This is a genomic window from Streptomyces sp. SudanB25_2051 (genome assembly GCF_964272635.1).
GTDB lineage: Bacteria > Actinomycetota > Actinomycetes > Streptomycetales > Streptomycetaceae > Streptomyces.
In genome coordinates this window covers 1,761,763-1,788,056 of record NZ_OZ186787.1, presented here as the reverse complement: position 1 = coordinate 1,788,056, position 26,294 = coordinate 1,761,763, and the positions used below count along the sequence as shown (strand labels likewise).

Sequence of the window (26,294 nt, the reverse complement as noted above, 5' to 3'; positions counted from 1 at the left end):
AAGTTCAATATTCAGGTGTGTGGAGACATTCGGCCAGCGGTGGCCGGTGGCCGGAAATCACCCCCAGGCGCCCGCCCAGCTCACCCCCAGACCCGCTCGTGGTCCGTCACCAGCCGCCCGTCCCGGCGGGCCCGCTCCAGCTCCAACCGCGCCGAACGCCCGTCGAGCGTCAGCGTCATCAGGTGGTTGCCGAACCACGGCCCGCCCGTGCGCGACCAGCCGGACTCCGCCGCGCCGACCCGCCCGTGCCGGGCCAGCGCCCGCCCCAGCCACCGCCCCGCGCGGCTCCAGCCGAACCGGAAGCCCAGCCTCAGCGCGTACGGGATGCGCTGGTGGATCGGCGAGCACGTCAGCTGCAGCACCCGCGCCGCCGTGCCGGGCAGCTCCGGCTCGGCCGCGTACGCGTGGTGCACGTCGCCCGACAGGACCGCCACCGTCGCCGGGGCGTCCGGCCCCCCGGCCGCCTCCGTCAGCAGCCCCGTCAACCAGGCGTACGACTCCGGGAACGCCGCCCAGTGCTCCAGGTCCGACCTGCGGCGCAGCCACTCGCCCCGCCGCGCCCAGCGCTCGCCCCGCTCGCCCCGGCACAGCGCGGCGTTCCACCGTTCGGCGTCGTGGATCAGCGGCGGCAGCAGCCACGGCAGGGAGCTGCCGAGCAGCAGGTGGTCCCGGTCGGCGCGGCCCTCCAGCACCTGATCGGCCACCCAGCGGGCGTCCTCCTCGCCGAGCATGGCCCGCTTCTGCTCGTCGAGCACGCGCCCCGCCCGCGTGTCGACCATCACGAGCCGGGTGCGGCCGAAGTCCCGCCGGTAGCTCCACCGGATGCGCGCGGGGTCGGCGTCCGCCTCGGCCGCGAACCTGCGGAGCGCCGCCGTACCGTCCGGGACCGCGCGCACCCGCGCGTACAGCGGGTCGACGGCCAGTTCGGCGGGGGAGAGGTTTCCCAGATGCTGGTGGACCCAGTACGACATGAGGCCGCTCAGCAGCCGCTCCCGCCACCAGGGCCGCCCGCGCATCCCGGCCAGCCACTCGGCGCTGGTGTTCCAGTCGTCGATCACGTCGTGGTCGTCGAAGATCATCAGGCTGGGCACGGTCGAGAGCAGCCAGCGGACCTCGGGGTCGAGCCAGGACTCGTGGTAGAGCCGGGTGTACTCCTCGTAGTCCGCGACCTGTTCGCCCGGCGGCTCGGCCAGGTTCCGACGTCCGGCCAGCCACTGCCTCGTCGCGTCGGACGGCATGTCCGCGTACACCTGGTCGCCGAGGAGGAGCAGCACGTCGGGGCGTACGGCCTCCGGGTCGGCGGCCAGCCGCGCGGCGAGCGCCCCCAGCGCGTCGGGCCCGGCGGGACGGCGGCCGACCGCGCCCGTCGCGGCCCAGCGGCACGACCCGAACGTGACCCGCAGCGGCCGGTCCGGCGCGGCGCCCGGCGTGGTCAGCGTGCTCGGCGGGAACGGCGAGTCCGGCAGCGGCCACACGCGCTGCCCGTCGAGCAGCACCTCGTACGGGGTGGTGGTGCCGGGCGTCAGCCCCGTGACCGGCACCAGGGCGTAGTGGTGCCCCGCGATCCGGAACGTACGGGCGCTCCCGCCGGCGCCGTCGGCGCACCGCACCTCGGCGGTGCCGGGACCGTCGGCCTCGACCCACACGGTCGCCGCCGGGCGGTACGCGATCCCGCTCGCGTCCGGCCACTCCACGTACCTCAGCAGCGGCCCCAGCCGCAGTCCGGCAGCCATGTCCGGCCTCCCCTCCGTCACCCCGCCCGTACGGTACGGGAACGGGCCGGACACCGGTGACGGAGGGCGCCCCAACTGGGCGAACTGCCAGGCGTTTTGGTCAGACAGTGCCCGTCTTGACGCTCGCGACGAACGCGGCGAAGGCACGGGCGGTGACGCGCAGGTGGGGTCGGGTCGGGTTCTTGGAGTCGCGGAGGGGGACCACGCCGTGCGAGGCGGCGAGGTCGGCGGCGATCTCAACGCACTGGCCGCCGTTGTCGCTGTAGGAGGACTTGTACCAGTGGGGGGATTCGGTCGTCACGGGGTGCCCTTTCGTCGATGGATCGGGACTGCTTGCCGTGCGGCCCGCGCCCTTGCCGCGTTGCGACGCGCGGCGGCAAGGGCTGGTCGGGTCAGACCGTGCCGAACTCTCCGGCCTTGACGCCCGCCACGAACGAGACGAACGCGCTGGCCGGGACGGTCAGGGAGGGGCCGGTGGGGTTCTTGGAGTCGCGGACGGGGACCACGCCGTGCGAGGCGGCGAGGTTGGCCGCGATCTCGATGCAGGCGCCCCCGTTCTCGCTGTAGGAGGACTTGAACCAGTGGGGGGTTGCGGTCGTGGTCGTCACGGGGTGCCCTTTCGTGCCTGTTTGATCATGGCCACGGATGCTGCCTGCGACAGCGCTTCAGCCTGCAGTTGATGGTAGGCCGTCAGAAGGGGCAACACCGAGGTGCTTTCTCGCTCAAGGAAGCCCCGCTGTGCGGATTCGGCGTACGACACGAGCGAGCGATCCGGCATCGTCAATACGTAGAGCGGCAGGCTGAGCGGGCGCCGGTGTCCCATGGTGAACGGGGCGACTTGCAGGACGGTGTTCGGCAGCTCGGCAAACTCGATCAGCCGGTCAAACTGCGCCTCCATGACCGCTGGTTCTCCGACAGGTCGGCGGATGCAGCTCTCGTCCAACACCACAAAGACCATCGGTGGCGGCGTTCGGGCCAGCGTTGCCTGTCGCTCCGTGACGAGCGAGTTCCGCTCCTCCGCCTGGCCGGGCGTGATCGCCCCTCTCCGGAGGGAGCTTTCCGTCAGCACTGCGGCGTACTCCGCGGTTTGGAGGAGTCCGGGGATAACGCCTACCTCGTACAGTCGGATCTCCGCCGCGCGACCTTCATGCTCAATGAACTCTGGAAAGCCCTCCAGCAGCGAACCGTGCCGCATCTCGCGCCACTCCCGCTCGAACGTGTCGCCCGCGCCCAGCGCGGCGTCAGCTCGGCGAGCGAGGCGCAAGGTTGGCATCTTGCGGCCGGTTTCTATGGACGAGAGGTGTGTGCTGGAGTAGCCCATCTCGGCGCCCAACTCATCCTGTGTCCAGCCGCGTTCGACGCGCAGCCTGCGCAAACGTGCCCCGAACGCGGCCTGCGGCGAGCTGTCCGGGTCCAACTCCTTGATGTTCAACGGCCTAACACCGACTTTCCGTCCTTCCCCGACACGTTGAAGCGGTTACGACTCTAGGTCACGCTGGCAGCCCTTGGTAGTGGTGTGACTACACAGAGGAGTTACCGTGCCCGGAGAAACCGTACAGCCGGTGCCGCAGGGCCCCGTGCCCGTTCCGATGACCGGCACCCTCGTGGTGGACACCAGTCGTGGTGACCGGGTCGGGGAGTTCCGGGGGGTGGCCGGCCCGTACTGGGCGTTGCGGCCGGTCTGCGGCGGGGCGGAGTGGGAGGCCGAGCCCGAGGCGGTGCGGCGGGCGACCCGGGAGGAGCGCCTGCACGCGGAGATCGAGCGGTGGAACGCCCGGAGCCGGGGCGAGGTGCTGTGACCCGTACGCGCCCGTTCCCCTTCTCGCCGTCAGGAAGTACCCATGCTCCAGTGCACCGCCGTCACGTCCGTCACCTCATCGCGGGGGGAGGTCGGTTACCCGTTGTGCGAGTTGGGCGCGGGGCACGAGGGGGAGCACGCGCAGTACTGCTGGGACGACGACGCGACAGGCGGGGCGGTCTGGTTCCGGTGGGGTGCGCGCGCCGGGCACTTCGCCGTACTGCCCTGGTGCGAGGCGGCGGGAGGCGAGTACGGGGACGCGTGCATGTTGTTCCTGGACCATCCGGCCGCGCACTCGTGGGACGTCACGGACCCGACGCTGGAGGCCGTACGGGAGGATCTGGAGCGGCGGTTCCCGGAGCTGATCCGGCAGCCGAGGCCGGAGTCGTAGGGGGAATGGTGGGGTCGGGGGCGATCCGTCTCCGCCCCACTGTCGGCGGGGATGTTCCCCCCGTGGCCTGGCCGCGAGCCGGCCACGCGCCGCGTGTGGGGGGGGATGGCGGCGAACACGCCGGCTTGGCGCATGTGCCGCTGCCCGGGAGGCGGTGAGAGGCGCCTCGCCGGTCGTGTCGCGGCCGTTCGGTCGGCGGGCCTTGAGGTGTCCGCCGGTCGCCAGGGTCGCTCGGCCGGGACGGGTCGGGGCGGAGCGCGGGCCGGCGAGCGAGCATGTGTTGGCGCATGGCGGGGCAGAGGCCGCTCATGCCGCTGAGAGAGGTGTCGTCGGCCGTCATCCGGGCGACGGCACCGAGCCGGTGGACGAGCCGTTGCCGGGCGGTCGCGGTTCCCCACGTCCAGTCCCGGTGCGGAATGCGGGCCAGGTGGGCGGTGCTCTCGCGGCGTGCCCGCTCGACCGGCGCGTCGCTGCGGAGCAGCCGGCCGGCTGGCCGGCTCGATCGCGGCGGGTGTCGGTCCCTCAGCGGTCGCGGCCCGTTCCCGCCTGTGGGGCCGGGCGGGTGAGGCGGGTGAGTGTGACCCCGTTGGGGAAGGCGGTGCGCTCGGCGACGTCGAAGACGGTGGGGTCGAAGACGCCGTCGACCAGCGGGATCCCGGCGCCGGACACGACCGGATAGGTCTTGATCAGCAACTCGTCGATCTCGGGCAGCAGGGCGCCCGCCAGCCGGCCGCCTCCGCAGAGCCAGATGTCCAGGCCGCTGCCCGCCTCCGCCTTGAGCCGGCGCACGAGGGCGAGCGGGTCGCCCGGCGCGACGGTGACGGCCGGGTCGGTGTCCGGTGCGAGGGTGCTGGACACGACGTACTGGCGCAGGTGCGCGTACGGGCTGGTGACCCCGTGGTCGAGGGAGAGGCGATAGGTGCCGAGGCCCATGACGACCGTGTCGAAGCGCCGGTTGGGGGCTTCGGCGACGTCGGCGGCAGCGCGGTAGGCGGTCGGGACGGTCTCCGGGTACAGGGAGTTGACCCAGGCGGCGTACGTGGCGGCCTGCTGCTCGTCGCCCTGCGGGAAGAAGCCGAATTCGCCGTCGGGTCCGGCGATGCGGCCGTCGAGCGAGACGGCGATGTAGTACACGAGCTTGCGCAACTGTGACCCCCAGCGAAGTACTGCGTTTGAAGTGCTTTGAACGTAGTACTGCGGCTGGAGTGGTGTCAACGGTGGGCCGGATCGACCGCCGGCGCGCGGCCCTCTCCGGACGGGAGGGGCCTCTTCTCCGGGCCGGACGGACCTCTCCCGGTGAGGCGTAGGGTCAGTCCCGCCGCCAGGGGCGGAGCTTCTCGGGGTTGAGTACGGCCCAGATGTGCCGGATCCGGTCGTCCGCGATGTCGAACGCGTAGACCGCCAGGAGGGCGTCGTCCAGGTGGGCGGCCAGGCCGGGCTGGCCGTTGACGGTGCACTCCCGGAACGTCAGCCGGTCCGGGAGCGCCCGGCCGGCGAGGAAGCCGGCGACCTGCTCGGCGCCCTCGACCGGATGGGCCAGCGCCGTGACCAGACCGCCGCCGTCGCCGACGGCGGTGGCATCCGGGTCGAGCAGCCCGATGAGGGCCTTGATGTCCCTGGCCTGCCAGGCCAGCTTGAACTCCCGCACCACGCGGGCGCGTTCGGCCGTGGGGGAGAGGGGCGCCCGAGCGGCGTCGACGCGGCGGCGCGCCGAGGTGGCGAGCTGACGGCAGGCGGCGGGGGTACGGCCGACGATGTCGGCGACTTCGGCGAAGGGGTAGCGGAAGACGTCGTGGAGGACGAACGCGACGCGCTCCGCCGGGGTCATCGCCTCCAGGACGACGAGGAACGCCATGCTGACCGACTCGTCGAGCGTGACGTGGTCGGCCGGGTCGGCGGTGCTGTCATCCAGGGCGCCGGCGGTCCACTCGGCACGCGAGGGCAGCGGCTCCGGGACCCACTCGCCCACGTACTGCTCCCGCCGCGCCCGCGCCGAACGCAGCACGTCGAGGCAGACGCGGCCCGCGACCTTGGTCAGCCACGCGGCGGGTGAGGCGACGGCCTCCTGCTGCGGCCGGGTCATCGCGTACCAGCGGGCGTACGTCTCCTGCACGACGTCCTCGGCCTCCGCGAGGGAGCCGAGCATGCGGTAGGCGAGGTTGATCAGCCGGCGGCGTTCACCCGTCAGCACGCCCGCCACCGGGTCGAGTCGGCCGTCCTGCGTCGCGGTCGGGCTGAGCGTCATGGTCGTACGGCTCCCTCGGTCGGATGGTCCCTCACCACCATGACGGGGCGGCGCCCCGGAATGTGAGGCCGGCGGCCCCGCCTGACATTCCGCCGGGCCGTCTCGTCGTATCGGCGTACGGGTCAACGGCACACGGAAGCGGACGGAGACGCGGTCTCCGTCGCCGCGGTGCCCAGAGCGGGCCGCGGCCTGATCTTCCCCTGCCGCAGCACACCACGGCACCCCATTGAAGGAGTACGCGATGACCAGCCACGAGACCGAGCTCCGGGCGCTTCTGGCGAGCCGCGCCGAGGCCCAGCAGACCAAGGACATCGACCGGCTGATGTCCTTCTACGCCCCGGACGCCGTCTACTACGACGTGGTGCCCCCGCTGCGGTTCACCGGGACCGACGAGATCCGGCGCAACTTCCTGCGCTGGTTCGACGGGTACGCCGGGCAGATCAGCCTGGACACGCACGAGCAGACCCTCGTGACCAACGGCGACACGGCGTTCGCGCACATGCTCCACCTGGACTCGGGGGAGCGCAAGGGCGGCATGCAGGCCGCGATATGGGTGCGGGAGACGGTCTGCCTGCGGCGGACGAACGGCACCTGGTCGATCACGCACGAGCACATCTCGATCCCGATCGACCCGGTGACCATGACGGTCTGGCTCCCGACGGACAAGGACCAGGCCGCCCCGGCGTGACCCGCCCGTCCGGGCCGCCGTCGGTCCGGCACGGACACCGACGTGGGGCGGGACGCTCGAAGGCGACCCGCCCGTGGAATCCACAGTGAGGAGCATCCAGATGGTCACCAGCGGTACGGAATCACCTGTCACGGGCCGGGGCGAGGGGAAGCGCCCGCGCGGGCGGGCGAGGCTCATGCGCTTCGGAGCGGGAGCGCTCGCCGCCGTCGCGGTCGGGGTGTGGGCCGTCGGCAGCGCGAACGCCGGACCGGCGAAGGGGCGCGTCGAGATCCTGGAACTGAAGGTCCAGAACGACCAGTACACGGCCGCGGACCTCGGCCCGGCGGGACCGAGCCTGGGCGACATGGACGTGTACTCCGGCACGGCCGTCAAGGACGGTCGCAGCGTCGGACGCGGGGGCGGGTCGTGCCAGGTCGTCCACATGAAGGGCGACGAGGTCACGTCGCAGTGCGTGATCACGATGGAGGTCGCGGAGGGCTCGGTGACGATGCAGTCCCTGTGGACGAAGGGAGCGCCCACCCTCGACATGGCCGTCACCGGCGGCACGGGCGCCTACCGCAACGCGCGCGGCATCGCCCGCTTCTGGGACATCGCGACCCCGAACGAGCGCGCGCGGCTGGAGATCACCCGCTGAACGCCCTGCCGCGCCCCCTGGCTGCGGGGGCGGGGGCGCGGCGGGGCGCCGCCTCAGCGGGGCGCCGACGCCTGGCCGCACCCCTGCCGCGGGGCGGCGCCGACGGTGCTTCTTCGTGCGACGTTCGGTCCCTGAGGGGTGGGGGTTGGGGCGCTTGTCCCCTTTGTCGAATTCGGTGAAAGTGGCAAGGAACGGGCCCGTGGGCCCCTAGAGTTGCAGGTCAAGAAGAGTGCTCCCCGCGCCAGCGGGGATGGTCCCCAGTTCGCCTTCACGTAGGCGAACCGCCGGTGGTGCTCCCCGCGCCAGCGGGGATGGTCCTCACCAGCGCCACGTCACTGACGAAGGCCATCGGTGCTCCCCGCGCCAGCGGGGATGGTCCCACAGTGCCCCCGGCCGTACGACGAGTGCTCCCGGCGTCAGCGGGGATGGCCCCCACGGCTACCCGCCCTACCCCTACATCGCCGTGTGCTCCCCGCAGCCCGCGGGGATGGGCCCTCCGGCTTGCCGCGTGCGGGTGTCGAGTTCAGTACTGGCCGTCGAGGGCGGAGGCGGATTCCGCGCGGAAGCACGCCGAGACGACCTTGAAGTGGAGCATGGTCTGGGCGCCTCCATCCTTGTACGCGGTGACGTGCAGGGTGAACTGCTCGTTCCGGTTCTCGGCGTAGATCTCGGGGTCCTGGTTCTCGCTGGGGGCTTTGCCGTCCTTGGTGATCTTCCAGCCGTTCTCGTCGAGCGCCTTGCGCAGATTCCGCATGCCGGTGTCGACCTGGTCGTCGGTCAGCCCGTACACCGACCAGGGATGCGACGTCGAGAACAGGTCGTCGCCGTACTCGTAGCAGCGGGAGACCCCCGGACCGGGCTCGGTCACCTTGCCCTTGACCCCGGTCATCGCGAGCAGGCGGCTGGAGACGCCCCTCGCCTTCGTCCGTGCCTGGTCGGGGTCCATCCGCACCGGCGTGTAGCCGAGCCGTTCCGTACTCGAACACCCCGCAGTCAGCGCCGACAGCGACGCGACGGCGACCACGAGAGCCAGGGCCCTGACACCGGAGACCGCCCGGCGTCCGACCGCGCTTCCCCTGCCGACCCGTTGCCCCAAGCTGTACTGCTTGGCGGCTTCGGTCTTGAGGTCGTTCCGCTCGGCCCGCGACATCGGTGCCCCTCCACGGTGAGTCTGTCCTACGGCCCGCCAGGGCTCCCGCAGTCAACCTAACGGCGTAGTGGGTAACGGCTCTGAGTACACGTACTCATCTGCGGCAGCGGCGCCGTCAGCCTGCGACGTGCGGCGACTCCAAGGGCCCGCGGCCGGCAGGGCCCCCGTGTGGGGGGGTGATTGTCAGGTGAGTGAGGCACGCGTGAGGCCCAGGCGTTCGATGCCTTTCGGGAGATGATCGTCTCCGCGGCGCGGGAGTTCCCGGGCCGCTATCCGGGGCTGGTGGACCACGGAGTGCTCCCCGCGCCCGCGGGGATGGCCGTTGGCGTCATGAGGACGATCTCGTGGTGTAAGCCGGGGAGGGGCGGCGTGAGCGGGCCGTGGTGGTGCCGGGGGAGGAGGAGTGCCTTCTCGGCCCGCTCCCGGTGCGGCGCTTCACCGTCGCGTCCTTGGACTGCACGTCCCGGCGGGCGCGGGTGCGGACGCGGGTCGTGGTGTGGCCCGCGTCCGCATCGGCGTGTCAACAGTAGCCGTTGACGGGGCCGTTCACGCCGGTCCACATGTAGGCGTCGCTCACCCAGGTGCCGTCGGAGAGGCGGTTCCACAGGGCGGTGCTGCCGTACCGGCCGGTGTGGGTGGTGCCGTTTCGGGAGCAGGACACCGTGACGGTGGCGCCGTCGGCGACGGTGCCCACGACGGCGTACCCCGTACCCGGCCCGCTGCGCTTGTTCAGGGCCGTACCGCTGCCGTTGGTGTCGATGATGCCCTGGGTGAACCCGAGTGCGCCGTAATTGTAGAGCTGCCCGCCCGCGGCGACGCGGTGGCTGCCGTGCAGTGCGGAACCGCTGTAGGCGGCGCCGCCGTTCTCCGGGCGCCAGCGGCCGAAGTCGTGGCCCGCGATCCCGATGTAGGCGCCGTTCTGCCGCAGCGCGAAGTGGACGTGGCGGCCGGTCGACGAACCGCCGCAGGTCACGTCGTTGCCCGTGTAGCCGAGGTACGCGCCGGCGGCCACGGCGGCGCCGTCCACGGTGATGTTGTTCACCAGGTGGTAGTAGTCGGTGGCGTAGCCGCGGTCGTGGACCACGCGGATCCAGCCCTTGCACATGGTGTACGCGGTGCCGCCGCGCGGGGCGCGCACGATCTGGTCGCCGCCCGCGAAGTCCAGGGAGCTCCACGGCGTGTTGGACCCGGACCAGCCGTGCGGGCCGCTCGTCATGTACCAGGTCTGGCCCACCGTGAAGGGCAGCGCCATGCCGGTGCGGTAGTCGCCGTTGGCCAGCTGGGTGGTCATGCCGCCCTCGGCGGTGCCGGAGGCGAACGCGCGCCGCTCCTCGGCCCTCAGCACCGGCTCGGCCCTGGTGGACAGGCCGGTGAAGGCGGGCTCGCCCTCCAGGGCGACCTTCCACGCGCCGTTCTCGCGGTGCGCGACGAACAGCCAGCCCTGGGGCAGCTCCGCCGAGCCGGGTGCCGTGGCGAGGACGGCCGTGCCGAAGGCCCAGCCGCCGGCCTGGCGCTTGACGCTGACGCGCGGGTTGGTCTCCGTACCGGACCTCATGGCCGAGCGCGCCTTGCCGCGCAGGTGCTCCGTGACGGCGGCCTCGGGGCCGCGGTCGGCGGCGGGCGCCGCCGGGGAGGCGGCGGAGGCGGCGGGGATCGCGGTCATGCCGAGGGCGAGTGCGGCCGCGAGGGTGCAGGTGCGCGCGACGGCGGTGAACCGTCTGAACATGTGGACTCCGTTTCACCGGGGAAAGGCGGGGGGTGGCATGTTCACGACAATGCAATCTACGCGCGATGAGGCGCCGGGAACAGATGTGCTTCCCGGGAAGGGCGTGGCGGGCGTCCCGGCGGGGAGGGGTCGCCGGGACGCCCGCTCACACGGCGTGACGTATCGTCAGGAGCAGTTGTTCAGGACCGACTGGAGCGCGCTCTTCTCGGCGGAGTCCACCGACAGGTTCCAGTGGTACTTCACGTGCACCCACATGCGGGCGTACGTGCAGCGGTACGCGGTGCGCGGCGGCATCCACTCGGCCGGGTCCTGGTCGCCCTTGGCCTGGTTGACGTTGTCCGTGACCGCGATCAGCTGCGGGCGGGTCAGGTCGTTGGCGAACGAGCGGCGCTGCGTCGTCGTCCAGGAGTTCGCCCCCGAGCGCCACGCCTCCGCGAGCGGCACCACGTGGTCGATGTCCAGGTCGGAGGCGACCGTCCACGTCGCGCCGTCGTACTCGGAGTACCAGCTGCCGCGGATCGCCGCGCAGTTGGAGTCCTGCACCACGTTCACGCCGTCGCGCTCCAGGACGACCTCGCGGGTGTTGCAGGTGTCGTACTGGGTGATCCAGTGCGGGAACAGGTCGCGGCTGTACCCGGTGGAGGAACCTTCCGCCTTGACCGTGAGCTGGCTCAGGTACGTGCGCGCGGTGGCGGCGCTGACGGGGGTGGGCGGGGCGGCCTGGGCGGCGGGCGCGGTGGCCAGCAGGCCGGTGACGGCGAGGGCGGCCGTCGAAGCGAGCACGGTGATGCGGCGCGCCAGTCGACGCGCGTAGACGCGGGACATGCGAACTCCCTGGATCGGTGGGGGCGTTGGCCTCGGCGCCCGGTGGGCGCGCCCGGCCATGGTGGTGGCGCCGGGTGTCCTGCGGATGGGCGCCAGGTAACAGAGTGGCGACATGGACACGTCACATCAAGGGCCGTGTCCAGTTCTTGACAAACGGACAGGAGCCCGCACGCGCCCTAGGGTTGAGCCGTGTTGCTGCCGGTCGACCTCACCCTCGGCGCCGTACTCGCCGTCCTCCTCGCCTCCGCCGCCGCCGTCACCGCCCTCGCCCGGCTGCGCCCGCCCCGCGAGACCCTCACCGCCGGGCTCCGCGCGGCCGTCCAGCTCGCGGCCGTCTCGCTGGCCATCGGCTGGGTCGTCGGAGCCCTACCGCTGCTCCTCCTCTTCCTGCTGCTCATGTACGCCGTCGCCGTCCGCACCGCCGGGCGGCGCCTCACCCCCGGCCGCACCTGGTGGTGGGCCGCCGCCCCCATCGGCGCCGGGGTCGCCCCGGTCGTCGCGGCCCTGCTGCTCACCGGCCTCGTGCCGCCGCGGGGCATCGCCCTGATCCCCGTCACCGGCATCCTCATCGGAGGGGCGCTCACCGCCACCGTCCTCGGCGGGCGCCGCGCCCTCGACGAGCTCGCCACCCGGCACGGCGAGGTCGAGGCCGGGCTCGCCCTCGGGCTGCAGCCGCGCGACGCCCGGCTGGAGATCGCCCGGCCGGCGGCCGCCGACGCCCTGCTGCCCGGCCTCGACCAGACCAGGACCGTGGGCCTCGTCACCCTGCCGGGCGCGTTCGTCGGGATGCTGCTCGGCGGGGCGTCACCGCTGCACGCGGGCGCCGTCCAGCTGTTCGTGCTGGTCGCGCTGATGGCGGTGCAGGCCGTGGCCGTCGCGGTGGTGCTGGAGCTGATCGTCCGGGGGCTGCTGCGCCGCGAGGAGGCCGGCCCGCGGGGAGCGCCGGCCCCGGCGGCCGCGGTCGCGGGCCCGCCGCCCTCCGGGGCGGGAACCGGCGGCGCGCGGGCCTCCCGGGGGCGGCGCTGGGCGCTCCGCCGGAGGTCGCGTACCCTGGACGGAGCAGAAGGGGAGTAGCTCTTCGCCGGACCGTCGACATACTGCTGGGCCTCGCGCCCGGCCGGCGCCCGGAGGCGGCTCGTAGCAGGGACCGCCAGCGAGACCTTCGGCACCAGCAGAATCCATGTACCCATGGCCTCTGCCGTGCCGAAGCGACCCCGGAAACGCGCGGACGCGCGAGCGAAGGTCTCTCGGCGGGGCGGCGGCCCCAACCGATTGAGGAATCCAGCCCGTGCTGAGCTTCACGATCATGGCGATCACCTTCGGTGTCGTCTTCCTCGCCGAACTCCCCGACAAGACCGCCCTCGCCGGCCTCATGCTGGGCACCCGCTACCGCGCCTCCTACGTCTTCGCGGGCGTGGCCGCGGCCTTCGTCGTCCACGTCGCGCTCGCCGTCGCCGCGGGCAGCGTCCTCACCCTGCTGCCGCACCGGCTGGTGCAGGCCTTCGTCGGCGTGTTGTTCCTCGCGGGCGCGGCGATGCTGCTGCTGAAGAAGGACGACGACGAGGAAGAGAAGATCAAGGCGCCCGCCGACCAGTCGTTCTGGAAGGTCTCCGGCGCGGGCTTCATGCTCATCCTCGTCGCCGAGTTCGGCGACCTGACGCAGATCATGACCGCGAACCTCGCCGCACGCTACGACGACCCGCTCTCCGTCGGCCTCGGCGCGGTCCTCGCCCTCTGGGCCGTCGCCGGGCTCGGCATCGTCGGCGGGCGGACCCTGATGAAGTACGTGCCGCTGCGGCTCATCACCAAGGTCGCCGCCTGCCTCATGCTCGCCCTCGCGGGCTTCAGCCTCTACGAGGCCGTGATGGGCTGAGCCGGGGCCACCCGTACGACGAAGGCGGGGCCGGGTCCGCCCGCCCGTATCGGCTCGGGGGGCCGGTGCGCCTGTACGGCGCGGGGCCGGTGCGCCTGTACGGCGCGAGGCCGGGCCGCCGGCCGTACGACAGGGGACCGGGTCCGCCCGTACGACAGGGGACCGGGCCCCCCGTACGAAACGGGGCCGGGTCCGCCCGTACGAAACGGGGCCGGGCGGTCGGTCGCCCGGCCCCGTGCCGGGGCGCGGCCGGTCGGCCGGGCGGTTCGCGGCCCGGTCGCCCGGACGCGGATCAGGCCGTGGCGCTCAGGCGGATCGCCCCGTCGGCGCCCGCCTCCACCCGCAGCCGGGTCAGGTCCGGTACGTGCAGGTCGGGGCCGTACGCCGCGGCGCGCGGGCCCACGCCCACGACCCGCATCCCGGCGGCCCGGCCGGCCGCGATGCCCGCCTCCGAGTCCTCGAACACCACGCAGTCCGCCGGCGTGAAGCCCAGCTCCGCCGCGCCCTTCAGGAAGCCCTCCGGGTCCGGCTTGCTCGCGCTCACGCACTCGGCGGTCACCCGCACCTCCGGCATCGGCAGCCCCGCCGCGCCCATCCGGGCCACCGCCAGCGCGGCGTCCGCCGAGGTCACCAGGGCGTGCGGCAGCGCCGCGACCGACTCCAGGAACGCGGGCGCGCCCGGAACGGGCACCACGCCGTCGAGGTCGGCGGTCTCCTCCGCCAGCAGCTCCCGGTTCTCCGCGTGGTTCAGCTCCATCGGGCGGTCCGGCAGGAGGACCGCCATCGTGGCGTACCCCTGGCGGCCGTGCACCACCTTCAGCGCCTCGTCCGGGTCCAGCCCGTGGCGCAGCGCCCAGCGCCGCCAGACGCGCTCCACCACCGCGTCCGAGTTCACGAGCGTGCCGTCCATGTCGAGCAGCAGCGCGCGGGCGGTCAGGGTGGCGGGGGCGGAAGCGGTGGCCGGCATGGCACTCCAGACGCGGGAAGACAAACGAAGTGGGCCCGCCCGCCGGTCAGGGAATACGGGCGGGACCACTTTGTTTTTGTACGATACAAAACAAAGGGCGTGCGGCGCCACCCCGGCCCCTGTGACACATCTCCCGGCGCCGCGGCGCCGGCTCAGCCGCCGCTCGTCTCGCCCTCCAGCGCCGCCCGCGTGGCCGGCCCGTAGACACCCGGCGCGTCCCCGGTGATGCCGCGCCGCTCCTGGTACTCGGCGACGGCGCGCTCGACGTTCTTGTCGTAGCGGCTGTTCATGGCGTTGTCGTAGACGCCGATCTCCCGCAGCCGCTTCTGGAGCTCCAGCACCTCCTCGCCCCGGTCGCCCCGGCTCAGGGTCGAGCCGCTCACCTGCCCGGTCTCCCGCGTGGGGCTCGGGGCCTGCGAGCGGGGCCGTGCCGAGGCGGTCTCCCGCACCTCGGGCGCCTCGACCGGGACGGGCTCCGCCGAGGTGCTGGGCGTGGCCGGCGCGGACGGCGAGGTCTCCGCATCGGACGGCGGAGCGGACTCCTCCGGCGAGGCGTCGACGCTCGGCGACGTGCTCGCGCTCGCGTCCACCGAAGGCCAGGGCGGCGCGCTCAGGTTCGGCTCGGGCGCCACCCGGTCGGAGGTCTCCTCCCCGTCGAACAGGCCGCTCGCGAACGCGGCCGTGCCGGCCACCGCGACGACCGCCGCCACCGCCGCGATCACCGCCCCCGGCCGTTTCCGGCCGCCCTGCTGCCGCCGCGACCGGCGCGGACCGGGCGTCACGTCCACGCCGTACTCACCGCCGGTGCCGCCGCCGTACGGGGCGTCGGGAGCGGGGTGGCCGTGCGGGGCGTGCGCTCCGTACGGGCCGGGCGCCTGGTGCGGGGCCTCCGGGGGGTACGCGGCGTGGGCGTCGTACGGGGCGTACGCGGCCGGGGCCGCCCCGGCGCCTTCGGCCGACCCGGCGCCTCCCGGCGCGCCGCCCGGCAGTGCCGCGCCCAGGTACAGCGGCGCCGTGGTCTCCACGTCCGGCTCCGGCTGCCCGGCCCCCTGGCGCGCGGCCGACGCGGGCGGCGTCCCCTGCGCGGGCGGTGCCTCCGGCGGGAGCGGTACGCCCGTGGCGGCCGGCGGGGCCTGCGGAGCCGGGCCCTGGCCGTACCCGTCCGGTGCGACCGGAGCCGTACCGTGCGGCTCCGCGCCGTCGGCGGCCGGGCCGGACGGCGGCTGGAGGTTCACGTACGGGCGAATCCGCAGCGGCTCGAAGGCGGCCTGCCCCGCGCCGGTGCCCCGCGCCCCGCCGCAGGCGCATCCCGCGCCCTGCGGTCCCGCGGGCATGCCGCACTCAGGACAGACCATTCCGGCCACTGTGGGTCCCTCCCCTAGAGGTCCTGCTGACTGAATACCGCCCCCATGAACTGGCAGCGATTATGCAGCCCCGACGTGACGTGCCCAACATCCGAATCCGGTCTCGGCAGGCCATAACGGGGCACACCGCCCACGATGGATGGGGAAACAGAGAAGGAGGCGCCCATGACGCGGCCAGTCAGCACTCCGGCCACCAGCCCCGCCCCGGGAGCGGGCTACAACCGGCGCGCGGTCCTGGTGCCCATCGGGGCGCTGCTGCTGGGCATGCTGCTCGCCGCACTCGACCAGACCATCGTGTCGACCGCCCTGCCGACGATCGTCAGCGAACTGGGCGGCATGGACCACCTGTCGTGGGTCGTCACCGCCTACATGCTCGCCTCCACCGCCGCCACCCCCCTGTGGGGCAAGCTCGGCGACCAGTACGGGCGCAAGAGGCTCTTCCAGACGGCCATCGTCATCTTCCTGCTCGGCTCCGTGCTGTGCGGCGTCGCCCAGGACATGCCGCAGCTCATCGCCTACCGCGCGATCCAGGGCCTGGGCGGCGGCGGGCTGATGGTGCTGTCCATGGCGATCGTCGGCGACCTCGTCCCGCCCCGCGACCGGGGCCGCTACCAGGGCGTGTTCGGCGCGGTCTTCGGCGCGACCAGCGTCCTCGGGCCGCTCCTCGGCGGGGTCTTCACCGAACACCTCAGCTGGCGCTGGGTCTTCTACGTCAACGTGCCCGTCGGGATCGTCGCCCTCTTCGTCATCGCCGCCGCCCTGCACATCCCCGTCCACCGCACGCCCCACCGGATCGACTACCTCGGGACGTTCCTGATCGCCTCCGTCGCCACCTGCCTGGTCCTCGTCGCCTCCCTCGGCGGCACCACGTGGGAGTGGGGCGACGCCCGGATCATCGGCCTCGCCGTCCTCGGCCTGATCCTGCTGGCCCTCTTCGTCCGCGTCGAGCGGCGCGCCGCCGAGCCGGTGCTGCCGCTGCGGTTGTTCCGCATCCGCACCTTCACGCTCGTCTCGGTCATCAGCTTCGTCATCGGCTTCGCGATGTTCGGCGCCATGACCTACCTGCCGACCTTCCTCCAGGTCGTCCAGCACGTCAGCCCGACCATGTCCGGCGTCCACATGCTGCCGATGGTCGCCGGCATGCTGCTCACCTCCACCGTGTCCGGGCAGATCGTCAGCCGCACCGGCCGGTGGAAGGTCTTCCCCGTCGCCGGAACCGCCATCACCACCGTGGGCCTGCTGCTCCTGCACCGGATGGAGACCACCAGCCCCACCTGGGAGATGAGCCTGTACTTCTTCGTCTTCGGCGCCGGGCTCGGCCTGGTCATGCAGGTCCTGGTGCTGGTCGCGCAGAACGCCGTCGGCTACGAGGACCTGGGCGTCGCCACCTCCGGCGCCACGTTCTTCCGCTCCATCGGCGCCTCCTTCGGCGTGGCCGTCTTCGGCACGATCTTCACCGGCCGGCTGACCGGGAAGCTGGAGGACTCCCTCTCCGGCCAGGACATCCCGCCCGGCGCCACCCCGGACGCGGTCGCCGCCGACCCGCGCGCCATCGCCGAGCTGCCGCCCGCCCTGCGCCCCGCCGCCCTGGAGGCGTACTCCAGCTCCATCACGGACGTCTTCCTCTACGCCTCGCCCATCGTCCTGGTGGCCTTCGCCATCGCCTGGCTGCTGCGCGAGGACCGGCTGCGCGGCTCGGTCACGGCGCCCGACCCCAGCGAGACCCTGGCGTCCAACCCGGTCGAGCGGTCCTCGTACGACGAGGTGGCCCGCGCCCTGTCCGTGCTCGGCTCCCGCGAGGGCCGCAAGGCCGTGTACGAGAAGATCACCGCCCGCGCGGGGCTCGATCTGCTGCCCGCGGCCAGCTGGCTCGTCCTGCGCATCCGCCGCCACGGCACCGTGGAGCCCGGCCGCCTCGCGGAGAGCGCGAACGTGCCGCTCCGCGCGGTCACCGAGGCGTCCCGGCAGGTGGAGGAACGGGGCCTCGCCCGCCGCGAGGGCCTTCAGCTGATGCTGACCGACGAGGGCGTGGAGGTCGCGGCCCGGCTGGCGCGGGCCCGCGAGGAGTCGCTCGCCGAGATGCTGGGCGACTGGTGGGGGCCCGACCGGCCCACCGACCTCGTCCAGCTGGTGGAGGAGCTGACCGCCGAGCTGTGCGGCTCGGACCGGGAACGCCCCGGCGCCGGGCCGGCGCACCCGGACCACGGGGCGTGAGGGCCGGCGGGGGCCGGACCACCGGGCGTGCGGGCCGGCGGGAGCGGACGCCCTAAGGGGCCGGCGGCGCGGCCGAGCCGGGGCCCGAGCCGTCGGGCCGGACTTGGAGGCCCGAGCCGTCGGGCCGAGCCCGGGGCCCGCGCCTGAGCCGGGGGCCCGGCCTAGCCCAGGGCCCGCGCCTGAGCCGGGGGCCCCGGGCCGTGCGGCCGTACCGTCGCGGCCGCGCCGGCCCCGTCGCGGCCGCGCCGGCCCCGTCGCGCCTCACCCGCCCGCTGCCAGCTCCTTGCCGTACCAGACCTCCATGTACGGGCCCTCGCAGTACGCCGGGATCTCCCGGTAGCCGTTGCGGGTGTACAGGGCGCGGGCCTCCACCAGGTCCAGGCGGGTGTTCAGCACCATGCGGCGCGCGCCCAGCTCCACGGCCGCCTCCTCCAGCGCGGCCAGCAGCAGCCGCGCGCCGCCCGTGCCCCGGAAGGCGTGCCGGACGAAGACGCGGGTCAGCTCCGCCCGCCCGGCGTCGAGCAGCAGCACCCCGCCGCAGGCCGCGGGCTTCCCGTCGTACCGGCCCACCAGGAACTGCCCGGTCGGCGGCGCGAGGGCCTCCACGCCGTCGCCGGCCAGCCCCTCGTCCACCTCCCGGGAGGTGGCGGGGCGGCGCCAGTAGCGGCTGGCCACGTCGTCGTAGTAGTCGCGGCGCAGCGCGGTCGCGTCCTGCGTGTCGTACCGCTCCGGGCGTATGTCCCAGCCGGCCGCGAGGCCGTTCGCCGTCATGGCCTCAGGACACCACCCGGGCGATGAGCAGGCCGTCGTAGCCCTTCACGCCGACCGTCTGGACCGCCGTCGCGTCCAGCCGGGGGTCGCGCGCGACGAGGTCGAACATCTCGCGGGTGGCGACGATCGCCTCGTCCGACGACTCCTCGTCCGTGATCTTGCCGCCGCGCACCACGTTGTCCACCACGATGACGCTGCCCGGCCGGGTCAGGCGCAGCGCCCACTCGACGTAGTGCGGGTTGTTCTTCTTGTCCGCGTCGATGAAGACCAGGTCGAACGGGCCGGCGCCCTCGGCCTCCAGCTTCGGCAGCGAGTCCAGGGCGGCGCCGGTGCGGACCTCCGCGATCCGGTCGAGGCCCGCGCGGGCCAGGTTCAGCCGGGCGACCTCGGCGTGCGCGGGGTCGTACTCCAGGGAGACCAGCCGGCCGTCCGGCGGCAGCGCCCGCGCCAGCCAGATCGTGCTGTACCCGCCGAGCGTGCCGATCTCCAGGACCGTGCGGGCGCCCTGGACGCGGGCCAGCAGGTGCAGCAGCTTGCCCTGGTTGGGCGCCACGGCGATCTTCGGCAGGCCCGCCTCGTCGCTCGCGGCGAGCGCGGCGGTCAGCGCCTCGTCGGCGGGGGCGAGCTGGTCGGTGAGATAGGCGTCGACGGCGGTCCAGCGGGCCTGCGGGTCCGCCGCGTCCTGGGTGCCCTGTGTGTGCTGAGTCATGGTCAGGAACGTAGTCGAACAGGGCCGCCGGCGCGGACCCGTTTACGCCCGCGCACGGCCGCGGGCACGGCGAAGCCCCCTGTGAGCGTACTCACCGGGGGCTTGTCGCCACAGCCTGCCGCGGGGCGTACCGCGCGGGGCGGCGGTCCGGCGCCGGCCGGTCGGCGGTGCCGGGGACTCACCGCCCGCGGGCCGCCGCCCAGGGGGTCGCGGCTCAGTACCAGTGGTTGTTCTGCCAGAACTCCCAGGCGCCGCACGGGCTGCCGTAGCGGTCGTTCATGTAGTCCAGACCCCACTCGATCTGGGTGGCGGGGTTGGTCTTCCAGTCGGAGCCCGCCGTCGACATCTTCGACGCCGGCAGGGCCTGAACCAGGCCGTACGCACCGGACGAGGCGTTCGTCGCGGTGTGGTCCCAGCCCGACTCGTGCTCGACGATCTTGCTGAAGCACTGGTACTGGCCGGCCGGGACCATCTTCTTGGCGATGGCCTGCGCCGAGGTCGGCGCGGCGGCCGAGGCCGGGGCCGTCACCGCCATGACCGCACCCGATGCGCCCAGCAGCACGGTGGCTGCGGCGACGGCGGACTTGTTGCGGGCGGAGAAGCGGCTGGAGATGGAGCGGAACACGTAAGAGACCTCACGTCGGGGACAGGGCTGCCGCAGGCATGCCGGAACCAGGGCCCGGGGGAGTCCCGGCGGCTCGGAGGCTTGCCATGAGGCACGGTGCGGCCGGACCGCGAGGCGGTCGCGCTGCCGTCGGTGCCCGGCGACGTCATCCACCAAAGCAGGGCCGCCGGGTCCTGGCAACGCCCCCGAGTACGAGGCGCGACCGGAGAACGGGCCCCGCCGCGCGGCCCCGCCCGGACGCGTCAGCCCAGGTCGCCGCGGGCGGACCGGGGGCCCTCGGCGACCCCCGCGGGGCTACTAGCCGGGGTCGTATGTGACGTGGCTCCTGTGGGGCGCCTCACCCCGGAATGCCCCGGATAGGGCTTTTCGTCGCCTTCGAATGTGACCTGGGCCTCGAAGGCGGCCCGTCGAGTCGCACGCCGGAGCGCCTTCAGCACCGTCGATCCGATGGTCAGCGTCAGCACCACCGTCAGCGCGGCCCGCCCCAGATCCCAGCCCATGGAGGTCGCCAGGCAGTACGCGGCGAACCGCACCAGGTTCTCGTGGACCGGCTCGCCCGCGTGGAACGCGATCCCGCTCGACCCCTCCGGCAGCGCCAGCACCCACCCCTGGAGATTCATCGCCGTCCCGTACGCGAACGACGCCGCCGCCCCGTACGCCGCGAGCATCAGCAGCTCGCCCCGCCCCCGCAGCCGCCCCGGCCCCGGCAGCAGCCCGGCGCCCATCGTGAACCACGCCATCGACAGCATCTGGTACGGCATCCACGGCCCGACCCCGCCGGTCAGCAGCGCCGAGGCGAACATCGTCACCGCGCCCAGCACGAAGCCGAAGCCCGGCCCCAGCACCCGGCCGCTCAGCACCATCAGGAAGAACATGGGCTCCAGGCCCGCCGTCCCCGCGCCCAGCGGCCGCAGCGCCGCCCCCACCGCCGCCAGGACGCCCAGCATCGCGACGGCCTTCGCGTCCATGCCCGCGTCGGCGATCGTCGCCACGACCACCCCGACGAGCAGCGGCAGCAGCCCCGCGAACAGCCACGGGGCGACCCCCGCGTGCGCCCGCGCCAGACCCGAGCCGCCGTCCGCGAGCAGCGGCCAGCCGAACGCCGCCACCCCGACGGCGCTGATCAGCACCAGCGCGGCCACCGCGCGCGGCCCGAGCCGCACGGGCCGCGCCCGCCCCGCCGGACCCTTCGACGCGACCACCCCGGACTCCCGCACCTCGGATCCCTGCGCCCGTGCTCTCACAGGGCAGCCTCCACCTGGGCGACGGTCAGCCACGGCTGCGGGGCCAGGACCTTCGCCACCTGCGGCGCGAACGCCGGGGACGAGACGACCACCTCGTGCGTCGGCCCGTCCGCGACGACCTCGCCCTCCGCGAGGATCACCACCCGGTGCGCCAGCTCCGCCGCCAGCTCCACGTCGTGCGTGGCCATCACGATCGCGTGCCCCTCCGCGGCCAGGCGCCGCAGCACCTCCACGAGCCGCGCCTTCGCCGCGTAGTCCAGGCCCCGCGTCGGCTCGTCGAGCAGCAGCAGCCGGGGCCGCCCGGTCAGCACGACGGCCAGCGCCAGCGCCAGCCGCTGCCCCTCCGACAGATCGCGCGGATGCGTGTCGTCCGGGACGCCCGGCAGCAGCCCGGCCACCAGTGCCCGGCAGGCCCCCGGCTCCGCCCCGGCGTCCTCGTCGGCCGCCGCGCACTCGGCGGCCACCGTGTCCGCGTACAGCAGATCGCGCGGCTCCTGCGGCACGAGGCCCACCTCGCGGATCAGCTCGGCCGGCGGGGTGCGGTGCGGGACCCGCCCGGCCACCAGGACGCGGCCCGACGTGGGCGCGACCATGCCGACGAGCGAGCCGAGCAGGGTGGACTTGCCCGCGCCGTTGCGCCCCATGAGCGCCACGGTCTCACCGGACCGCACGACCAGGTCCACACCGCGCAGCGCCTCGACGCGCCCGCGTGTGACGACGAGGCCGTCCACACGGGCGGCGTCCGGTCCGGCGGGCTCACGGGAACCGCCGCCCGCGCGGCCGGTGCGGTCCGTACGGCCCGAGCGGCGGCGGAACGGCCACCAGGAAGCCCCCGCAGCCGTGCCCGGATGCCCGGCGGTGTCACGCGGACCGGTGACCGCGTCGGCGGCGCCCGGAACGACGGCGTCCACCTGCGCGGCGCCCGGAACGGCGGGGTCCGCCTGCGCGGCGCCCGGGTTCGCGGCGTCCGCCTGCGCGGGGGCGCCCGGAGACGCCGCCCGCGCCGGCACCCGTACCGGCTCCGGCTCGCGGTCCGCCAGGCGTTCCCGGAGGAGGGCGGCGCGGCGGCGGGCCTCGCGTACGGTCAGCGCGGGCGGCTCCCAGCCGGCCAGCCGCGACAGGCCGACCACCGGCGGGTACACGGGCGACACCCGCATCACCTCCGCGGGGGCTCCCACGACCAGGGGCGCGCCGGGCTCCCGCAGCAGCGCCACCCGGTCCGCGTACTGCACCACCCGCTCAAGACGGTGCTCGGCCATCAGCACGGTCGTGCCCAGGTCGTGCACCAGCCGCTGGAGGACGGCCAGCACCTCCTCGGCGGCGGCCGGGTCCAGCGCGGACGTCGGCTCGTCCAGCACCAGCACCTTCGGGTGCGTCGTCAGCACCGAGCCGATCGCCACGCGCTGGCGCTGCCCGCCCGACAGGGTCGCGATGGGCCGGTCCCGCAGCGGCGCGAGGCCCAGCAGGTCGAGGGTCTCCTCGACGCGCCGCCGCATCACCCCGGCCGGAAGGCCCAGCGACTCCATGCCGTAGGCGAGTTCGTCCTCCACCACGTCGGTGACGAAGTGCGCGGCCGGGTCCTGGCCCACCGTGCCCACCACGTCGGCCAGTTCGCGCGGCCGGTGCGTACGGGTGTCCCGCCCGCCGACCGTGACCCGGCCCCGCAGCGTGCCGCCCGTGAAGTGCGGGACGAGGCCCGAGACGGCGCCCAGCAGCGTCGACTTGCCCACGCCCGACGGGCCGACCAGCAGCACCAGTTCGCCCTCGGGCACGTGCAGGTCCACGTCCCGCACGGTCGGCCCGGCGGAGTCCTCGTAGGTCACCGTCACGTTCTCGAAGCGGATCACCGGGGCTCCTCGCGGTCTTCGTCAACGGCCCGTGCGGCCTGAGCGGCGGCCTGTGCGGCCCGTGCGGCCCGTGCGGCCCGTGCTGCCTTAGCGGCCTGTGGGGCCTGTTCGGTCTGTTCGTTCTGCGTGGCCCCGGCGGCCTTCGGCACGGGCGCCACGAACGCGGGCACCAGGCCCACCAGCACGGACAGCGCCGGCCACAACGGCAGTCCGGGGGCCGTCAGCGGGGTCACCCCCGGCCGCAGCGCGTCCCCGGCGGGCCCGGCCGCCGCCCACGCGACGAGCGCGGCCACCGCGACCCCCGACCCGGCGACCAGCCAGGTGCGCGGACCCCACCGGTCGGGCCGGTAGCGGGTGCGGGGCGTGCGCCTGCCGCCCAGCCACAGCCCGCCGAGCGCGGCCGCCACGCCGCCCGCGAGCAGCGGCACCCCGTAGCCCGCGCCCTCCACGGCGAGCAGCCCGTACGTGCCCGCGCACACCCCGAGCAGCCCGCCCAGCGTCAGCGCGGTCGTCGTGTGGCGTACGGCGGGCGGCACGGCGGCCGTGCGCCCGTACCCGCGCGCGTCCATCGACGCGGCCACCGCCACCGACCGCTCCAAGGCGCCCTCCAGCACCGGAAGGCCGATCTGGAGCACCGCCCGCACCCCGCCCGTGGGCCGCCCGCGCAGCCGTCGCGCGGTGCGCAGCCGGGCCACGTCGGCGACCAGGTTCGGCGCGAACGTCGTCGCCACGACCACGGCGACCCCCGCCTCGTACAGCGCGCCCGGCAGCGACTTCAGCAGCCGCGCCGGGTTGGCGAGCGCGTTCGCGGCGCCCACGCAGACCAGCATCGCGGCCAGCTTCGCCCCGTCGTACAGGGCGAACACCAGCTGCTCGGCGGTGACCCGGCCGCCGATCCTGATGCCGCGCGCCCAGTCGGGCAGCGGCACCTCGGGCAGCGTGACCAGCACGTGCGTGCCCGGGATGGGCGAGCCGAGCAGCGTGGAGAACAGCACCCGGACCACCAGGACGGCCAGGCCCAGCTTGAGGAACGCCCCGTAGGAGCGGGCCCAGGGCGCGTCGGTGCGGCGCGCGGCGACCACGTACCCGGCGACGCCCACGACGAGGGCGAGCAGCAGCGGGTTGGTGGTGCGGGACGCGGCGACGGCCAGACCGAGCGCCCAGAGCCACCAGGCGCCCGCGTGCACGGCGTTGGAGCGGTGCGCCTCGGGAGCGCGCAGCCTCATCGCCGGCCGCGCCGCCGGGCCCGTACGAGCGCGGCGGCGCCGAGCGCGGCGACGGCGGCCGCCCCCGCGTACAGGCCGAGCTGCGGGCCGCCGTCGCCGTCGGCCGCCGCCTCCGGCGCGGCCGCCGTGGCGGACGGCGCCGAGGGGGTGGCCGGTCCGGTGGCGGGGGTGTCGACCTGCTCGCCGCACCCCTTCTCCGGGTAGCCGGAGATGGCGCACAGCAGGGCCTGGCTGTCGTAGCGCAGCGGCGCCGCCACGGCGGCCAGGGCCTCCGCGCCGGTCGCGTCGGCCGCCACGCGCGCGCAGGCGGTGCGCGGGGCGGGCGGGGTCCCGCCTGCCGGGGCGTCGGCGGGGGTGCCGAAGTCCAGGACCAGCGCCACCCGCTTGCTGCCCTCCCGCGCCGGGGTGTCCGCGCAGATCGCCGCGAAGTCCGGGGCGCCGCGGGGCCGGTCGGCGTCCCGGCTGTCGGCGCTGACCGCGAACCGGTAGCCGTGCACGGCGCCGTCGGCGGGCCGGATGGTGGCCGGGCCCTGCGTGGCGTACGCCCAGGTGCCGCCCGCGCCGCCCTCCCAGAACGACCAGTACCGGTACCCGGCGGCGTGCGCGGTGCCCGACGCGAGGGGCACGCCGGCCAGCACGGCCAGGCACGCGGCGGCGGCCGTCGCGCCGAACCGGCGGCGCGCGCGGGGGGAGCGGCCCGTCACGGCTTGCGCTTCCCGCGTCCGCTGAGCAGGAAGCCGACGCCGGCGCCCGCGGCGAGGAAGATCGCGACGATCAGCCAGACCGGGTACGAGGGGCCGTCCTCTTCCTCCGCGGCCTTCTCCTGCCCGGCCTCGGGCGTCGAGGCGGGCTCGGGTCCCGTCGCGTTGAGCTGCCGGACGAGGTCGGCGCCGCCGAAGTCGCGCGGGTCGGCGCCGGCCGTGTGCGCGGCGAGGATCAGCTGCGCGTACGCGGCGGGGCCGCCCTCCTTCGCCCACGCGGCGCTGTTCTTCTCCAGCCAGGCGATGCCGGTGTCGGCGGCCTCGCGGTGCCCGGCGGCGGCCAGGGCGAGCACGGCGTCGGCGGTGTTGCCCACGTCCGGCAGGTCGGCGGGGGCGGTCGCGCCGGGCATGGGCGGCAGGTTCAGATGGCCGGTCCGGCCGATGACGGCCGTCAGGTGGGCGGCGCCGTTGCGGGCGGCCCGCTCGGCGGTCGGCTTGGCCGCGTCCACGCAGGTGGGCTTCTGGTCCGGGGTGACGCCCCGCACCAGCAGGTGCTTGCCGAGCCCGGCCAGCACGGCGGCGGCGGTGGCGTCGCCGTTGGGGCGCAGGGTGCCGTCCTTCTCCGGCTGGTAGGCGAAGGCGCCGCCGCCCGGCTCGGCCGTGCAGGGCAGCGCGAAGGCGAGCAGCGCGTCGTACGGGTTCCTGCCGGCCGCCGAGCGGAACTCGCCGGGGCGCTCACCGGTGCCGGCGAGGGCGCTGATCACCAGGGAGGTGGAGTTGGCGTCGCTGGGGGAGCCGGGGTTGTAGCCCCAGCCGCCGTCCTTGTTCTGCACCTGCTTCAGCCACGCCACGGCGTCCTGCCGGGCCTTGAGGGTCTTGTCCTCGTGGCTGTCCACGCCCTTGAGCGCGTGCAGGGCGACGGCGGTGGCGTTGGTGTCGAGGAGCAGGTCGTCGGCGCACGGCTTGGAGGTGTCGGCGCGGAAGGACGGGAAGCCGCCGTTCGCGCACTGCTGGCCGAGCAGCCAGGCGACGGCCTGCCCGGCGGGCTCCACGCCCGTCGACTGCTGGGCGAGGAACGCCAGCGACTGCCGCCACACGCCGTCGTACGTGGGGTCCTTCGTGCCGTACAGCCCGGCGGGTATCGCGGGGGCGGCGGGCGTCCCGGGGGCGGCGGGGGCCGCGGGCGCGGCCGGGGTGGCGGGGGCGGAGGCGGCCGGTTCGGCGGGCGCGCCGGTGGCCGTGGGGGCGGACGGGGCCGGCGACGGGGCGGCGAGCGCGGTGGGGGCGACTGCTCCCGCGCCGGCCGCGAACAGCACGGCGGTGGCGGCGAGCGCCGTGGCGCCGCGGCGGACGGTGGTCATGGCGGGGTGCCTCTCTCGCGGGGGCCGGTGGCCGGGCACCGGCGCGCGAGGGCACCAGGCTCGGCTCCGTACTCCTCGACGGTGCCGGTCACCGGGCCGTTCCCGGGGACGCGAGCCGGTCAGACCCGTGACGAGGCATTCCGGCTCACCGCGTGGGCGGTTCACGGTTGCGGGGTCAGCGCCGGATTTGCACCGGCTTCCC

25 protein-coding genes, 1 pseudogene and 1 riboswitch are annotated in these 26,294 nt (G+C 74.6%); of the genes and pseudogenes, 7 read left to right on the top strand and 19 right to left on the bottom strand.

Annotation, left to right across the window (positions count from 1 at the left end):
• Nucleotides 1-80: 80 nt before the first annotated feature.
• The 4 genes from ACSUPT_RS07900 to ACSUPT_RS07885 form a co-directional block, all read right to left on the bottom strand.
• The gene (locus ACSUPT_RS07900; protein ID WP_403499429.1) at nucleotides 81-1,733 is read right to left on the bottom strand and encodes an alkaline phosphatase D family protein; all 1,653 of its coding nucleotides are present in this window, start codon (nucleotides 1,731-1,733) and stop codon (nucleotides 81-83) included.
• A gap of 100 nt (nucleotides 1,734-1,833) precedes the next feature.
• Nucleotides 1,834-2,034: a DUF397 domain-containing protein gene (locus ACSUPT_RS07895; RefSeq protein WP_436943860.1), complete on the bottom strand. Its 201-nt coding sequence runs from the start codon at nucleotides 2,032-2,034 to the stop codon at nucleotides 1,834-1,836.
• Between the two features lie 91 nt (nucleotides 2,035-2,125).
• The gene (locus tag ACSUPT_RS07890) at nucleotides 2,126-2,341 is read right to left on the bottom strand and encodes a DUF397 domain-containing protein (protein WP_436943858.1); all 216 of its coding nucleotides are present in this window, start codon (nucleotides 2,339-2,341) and stop codon (nucleotides 2,126-2,128) included.
• Nucleotides 2,338-3,165 (bottom strand): helix-turn-helix domain-containing protein, encoded by an 828-nt coding sequence (locus ACSUPT_RS07885; RefSeq protein WP_436943856.1) that lies wholly within the window; start codon nucleotides 3,163-3,165, stop codon nucleotides 2,338-2,340. Before ACSUPT_RS07885 ends, ACSUPT_RS07890 begins: the two co-directional genes overlap by 4 nt.
• Nucleotides 3,166-3,271: 106 nt before the next feature.
• On the opposite strand from ACSUPT_RS07885, the gene ACSUPT_RS07880 reads away from it, so the two are divergent.
• Nucleotides 3,272-3,532 (top strand): hypothetical protein, encoded by a 261-nt coding sequence (locus ACSUPT_RS07880; protein ID WP_399217216.1) that lies wholly within the window; start codon nucleotides 3,272-3,274, stop codon nucleotides 3,530-3,532.
• Between the two features lie 42 nt (nucleotides 3,533-3,574).
• Nucleotides 3,575-3,922 carry a hypothetical protein gene (locus ACSUPT_RS07875; protein WP_361660991.1) on the top strand — a complete coding sequence of 116 codons (348 nt, stop codon included), beginning with the start codon at nucleotides 3,575-3,577 and terminating at the stop codon, nucleotides 3,920-3,922.
• A 522-nt stretch (nucleotides 3,923-4,444) separates the two neighbouring features.
• Here the strand turns inward: ACSUPT_RS07875 and ACSUPT_RS07870 are convergent.
• Nucleotides 4,445-5,068, bottom strand: coding sequence for a dihydrofolate reductase family protein (locus tag ACSUPT_RS07870; RefSeq protein ID WP_436943853.1), 624 nt, complete (start codon nucleotides 5,066-5,068; stop codon nucleotides 4,445-4,447).
• Nucleotides 5,069-5,231: 163 nt separating this feature from the next.
• Complete coding sequence (gene sigJ / locus ACSUPT_RS07865; protein WP_436943851.1) at nucleotides 5,232-6,167, bottom strand: RNA polymerase sigma factor SigJ; 936 nt, start codon at nucleotides 6,165-6,167, stop codon at nucleotides 5,232-5,234.
• Nucleotides 6,168-6,408: 241 nt separating this feature from the next.
• On the opposite strand from sigJ, the gene ACSUPT_RS07860 reads away from it, so the two are divergent.
• Nucleotides 6,409-6,855, top strand: a complete 447-nt coding sequence (locus tag ACSUPT_RS07860; RefSeq protein WP_351968267.1) for a YybH family protein — start codon at nucleotides 6,409-6,411, stop codon at nucleotides 6,853-6,855.
• A 73-nt stretch (nucleotides 6,856-6,928) separates the two neighbouring features.
• Complete coding sequence (locus ACSUPT_RS07855) at nucleotides 6,929-7,489, top strand: allene oxide cyclase barrel-like domain-containing protein (protein ID WP_436943850.1); 561 nt, start codon at nucleotides 6,929-6,931, stop codon at nucleotides 7,487-7,489.
• 523 nt (nucleotides 7,490-8,012) lie between these two features.
• Here the strand turns inward: ACSUPT_RS07855 and ACSUPT_RS07850 are convergent.
• From ACSUPT_RS07850 to ACSUPT_RS07840, 3 genes are all read right to left on the bottom strand, one after another.
• Nucleotides 8,013-8,639: a hypothetical protein gene (locus ACSUPT_RS07850; protein ID WP_436943848.1), complete on the bottom strand. Its 627-nt coding sequence runs from the start codon at nucleotides 8,637-8,639 to the stop codon at nucleotides 8,013-8,015.
• A gap of 520 nt (nucleotides 8,640-9,159) precedes the next feature.
• A complete protein-coding gene (locus ACSUPT_RS07845; protein WP_351967385.1) occupies nucleotides 9,160-10,365 on the bottom strand; it encodes a peptidoglycan DD-metalloendopeptidase family protein in 1,206 nt (401 codons plus the stop codon).
• A gap of 165 nt (nucleotides 10,366-10,530) precedes the next feature.
• On the bottom strand, nucleotides 10,531-11,190 hold the full coding sequence (locus tag ACSUPT_RS07840; protein WP_351967384.1) for an HNH endonuclease family protein: 660 nt from the start codon (nucleotides 11,188-11,190) through the stop codon (nucleotides 10,531-10,533).
• A gap of 189 nt (nucleotides 11,191-11,379) precedes the next feature.
• Between ACSUPT_RS07840 and ACSUPT_RS07835 the strand changes: the two are divergent.
• Both ACSUPT_RS07835 and ACSUPT_RS07830 read left to right on the top strand, forming a co-directional pair.
• Nucleotides 11,380-12,120 (top strand): annotated as a pseudogene (locus tag ACSUPT_RS07835) (ABC transporter permease); the annotation flags it as partial.
• Between the two features lie 358 nt (nucleotides 12,121-12,478).
• Complete coding sequence (locus tag ACSUPT_RS07830) at nucleotides 12,479-13,063, top strand: TMEM165/GDT1 family protein (protein ID WP_351967382.1); 585 nt, start codon at nucleotides 12,479-12,481, stop codon at nucleotides 13,061-13,063.
• Nucleotides 13,064-13,355: 292 nt separating this feature from the next.
• Here the strand turns inward: ACSUPT_RS07830 and ACSUPT_RS07825 are convergent, their stop codons facing one another.
• Both ACSUPT_RS07825 and ACSUPT_RS07820 read right to left on the bottom strand, forming a co-directional pair.
• On the bottom strand, nucleotides 13,356-14,030 hold the full coding sequence (locus ACSUPT_RS07825) for an HAD-IA family hydrolase (RefSeq protein ID WP_436943846.1): 675 nt from the start codon (nucleotides 14,028-14,030) through the stop codon (nucleotides 13,356-13,358).
• 152 nt (nucleotides 14,031-14,182) lie between these two features.
• Nucleotides 14,183-15,385, bottom strand: coding sequence for a peptidoglycan-binding protein (locus ACSUPT_RS07820; protein ID WP_436943845.1), 1,203 nt, complete (start codon nucleotides 15,383-15,385; stop codon nucleotides 14,183-14,185).
• A 174-nt stretch (nucleotides 15,386-15,559) separates the two neighbouring features.
• On the opposite strand from ACSUPT_RS07820, the gene ACSUPT_RS07815 reads away from it, so the two are divergent.
• Nucleotides 15,560-17,608 carry an MDR family MFS transporter gene (locus tag ACSUPT_RS07815; protein ID WP_351967379.1) on the top strand — a complete coding sequence of 683 codons (2,049 nt, stop codon included), beginning with the start codon at nucleotides 15,560-15,562 and terminating at the stop codon, nucleotides 17,606-17,608.
• Nucleotides 17,609-17,869: 261 nt separating this feature from the next.
• On the opposite strand, the gene ACSUPT_RS07810 is transcribed toward ACSUPT_RS07815, so the two are convergent.
• From ACSUPT_RS07810 to ACSUPT_RS07775, 8 genes are all read right to left on the bottom strand, one after another.
• A complete protein-coding gene (locus ACSUPT_RS07810) occupies nucleotides 17,870-18,379 on the bottom strand; it encodes a GNAT family N-acetyltransferase (RefSeq protein WP_365729936.1) in 510 nt (169 codons plus the stop codon).
• Nucleotides 18,380-18,383: 4 nt separating this feature from the next.
• A complete protein-coding gene (locus ACSUPT_RS07805; RefSeq protein ID WP_351967377.1) occupies nucleotides 18,384-19,088 on the bottom strand; it encodes an O-methyltransferase in 705 nt (234 codons plus the stop codon).
• 214 nt (nucleotides 19,089-19,302) lie between these two features.
• Complete coding sequence (locus ACSUPT_RS07800) at nucleotides 19,303-19,713, bottom strand: transglycosylase SLT domain-containing protein (protein WP_351967376.1); 411 nt, start codon at nucleotides 19,711-19,713, stop codon at nucleotides 19,303-19,305.
• A gap of 242 nt (nucleotides 19,714-19,955) precedes the next feature.
• Nucleotides 19,956-20,930 (bottom strand): ECF transporter S component, encoded by a 975-nt coding sequence (locus tag ACSUPT_RS07795; RefSeq protein WP_436943844.1) that lies wholly within the window; start codon nucleotides 20,928-20,930, stop codon nucleotides 19,956-19,958.
• A gap of 23 nt (nucleotides 20,931-20,953) precedes the next feature.
• Complete coding sequence (locus tag ACSUPT_RS07790) at nucleotides 20,954-22,804, bottom strand: ABC transporter ATP-binding protein (protein ID WP_436943842.1); 1,851 nt, start codon at nucleotides 22,802-22,804, stop codon at nucleotides 20,954-20,956.
• A complete protein-coding gene (locus ACSUPT_RS07785) occupies nucleotides 22,801-24,030 on the bottom strand; it encodes an energy-coupling factor transporter transmembrane protein EcfT (RefSeq protein ID WP_436943840.1) in 1,230 nt (409 codons plus the stop codon). Before ACSUPT_RS07785 ends, ACSUPT_RS07790 begins: the two co-directional genes overlap by 4 nt.
• Nucleotides 24,027-24,734: an SCO2322 family protein gene (locus ACSUPT_RS07780; protein WP_436943838.1), complete on the bottom strand. Its 708-nt coding sequence runs from the start codon at nucleotides 24,732-24,734 to the stop codon at nucleotides 24,027-24,029. Before ACSUPT_RS07780 ends, ACSUPT_RS07785 begins: the two co-directional genes overlap by 4 nt.
• Nucleotides 24,731-26,092, bottom strand: a complete 1,362-nt coding sequence (locus tag ACSUPT_RS07775; protein WP_436943836.1) for a prenyltransferase/squalene oxidase repeat-containing protein — start codon at nucleotides 26,090-26,092, stop codon at nucleotides 24,731-24,733. The genes ACSUPT_RS07780 and ACSUPT_RS07775 overlap by 4 nt, the downstream gene beginning before the upstream one ends.
• A 134-nt stretch (nucleotides 26,093-26,226) precedes the next feature.
• Nucleotides 26,227-26,294, bottom strand: a riboswitch (cobalamin riboswitch).

Excerpts from the sequence above, each read along its gene's own strand:
- ACSUPT_RS07900 (WP_403499429.1), bottom strand. The coding sequence starts at position 1,733 with ATGGCTGCCGGACTGCGGCTGGGGCCGCTGCTGAGGTACGTGGAGTGG.
- ACSUPT_RS07875 (WP_361660991.1), top strand. The coding sequence starts at position 3,575 with ATGCTCCAGTGCACCGCCGTCACGTCCGTCACCTCATCGCGGGGGGAG.
- sigJ (WP_436943851.1), bottom strand. The coding sequence starts at position 6,167 with ATGACGCTCAGCCCGACCGCGACGCAGGACGGCCGACTCGACCCGGTG.
- ACSUPT_RS07860 (WP_351968267.1), top strand. The coding sequence starts at position 6,409 with ATGACCAGCCACGAGACCGAGCTCCGGGCGCTTCTGGCGAGCCGCGCC.
- ACSUPT_RS07850 (WP_436943848.1), bottom strand. The coding sequence starts at position 8,639 with ATGTCGCGGGCCGAGCGGAACGACCTCAAGACCGAAGCCGCCAAGCAG.
- ACSUPT_RS07845 (WP_351967385.1), bottom strand. The coding sequence starts at position 10,365 with ATGTTCAGACGGTTCACCGCCGTCGCGCGCACCTGCACCCTCGCGGCC.
- ACSUPT_RS07840 (WP_351967384.1), bottom strand. The coding sequence starts at position 11,190 with ATGTCCCGCGTCTACGCGCGTCGACTGGCGCGCCGCATCACCGTGCTC.
- ACSUPT_RS07825 (WP_436943846.1), bottom strand. The coding sequence starts at position 14,030 with ATGCCGGCCACCGCTTCCGCCCCCGCCACCCTGACCGCCCGCGCGCTG.
- ACSUPT_RS07820 (WP_436943845.1), bottom strand. The coding sequence starts at position 15,385 with ATGGTCTGTCCTGAGTGCGGCATGCCCGCGGGACCGCAGGGCGCGGGA.
- ACSUPT_RS07815 (WP_351967379.1), top strand. The coding sequence starts at position 15,560 with ATGACGCGGCCAGTCAGCACTCCGGCCACCAGCCCCGCCCCGGGAGCG.
- ACSUPT_RS07810 (WP_365729936.1), bottom strand. The coding sequence starts at position 18,379 with ATGACGGCGAACGGCCTCGCGGCCGGCTGGGACATACGCCCGGAGCGG.
- ACSUPT_RS07805 (WP_351967377.1), bottom strand. The coding sequence starts at position 19,088 with ATGACTCAGCACACACAGGGCACCCAGGACGCGGCGGACCCGCAGGCC.
- ACSUPT_RS07785 (WP_436943840.1), bottom strand. The coding sequence starts at position 24,030 with ATGAGGCTGCGCGCTCCCGAGGCGCACCGCTCCAACGCCGTGCACGCG.
- ACSUPT_RS07775 (WP_436943836.1), bottom strand. The coding sequence starts at position 26,092 with ATGACCACCGTCCGCCGCGGCGCCACGGCGCTCGCCGCCACCGCCGTG.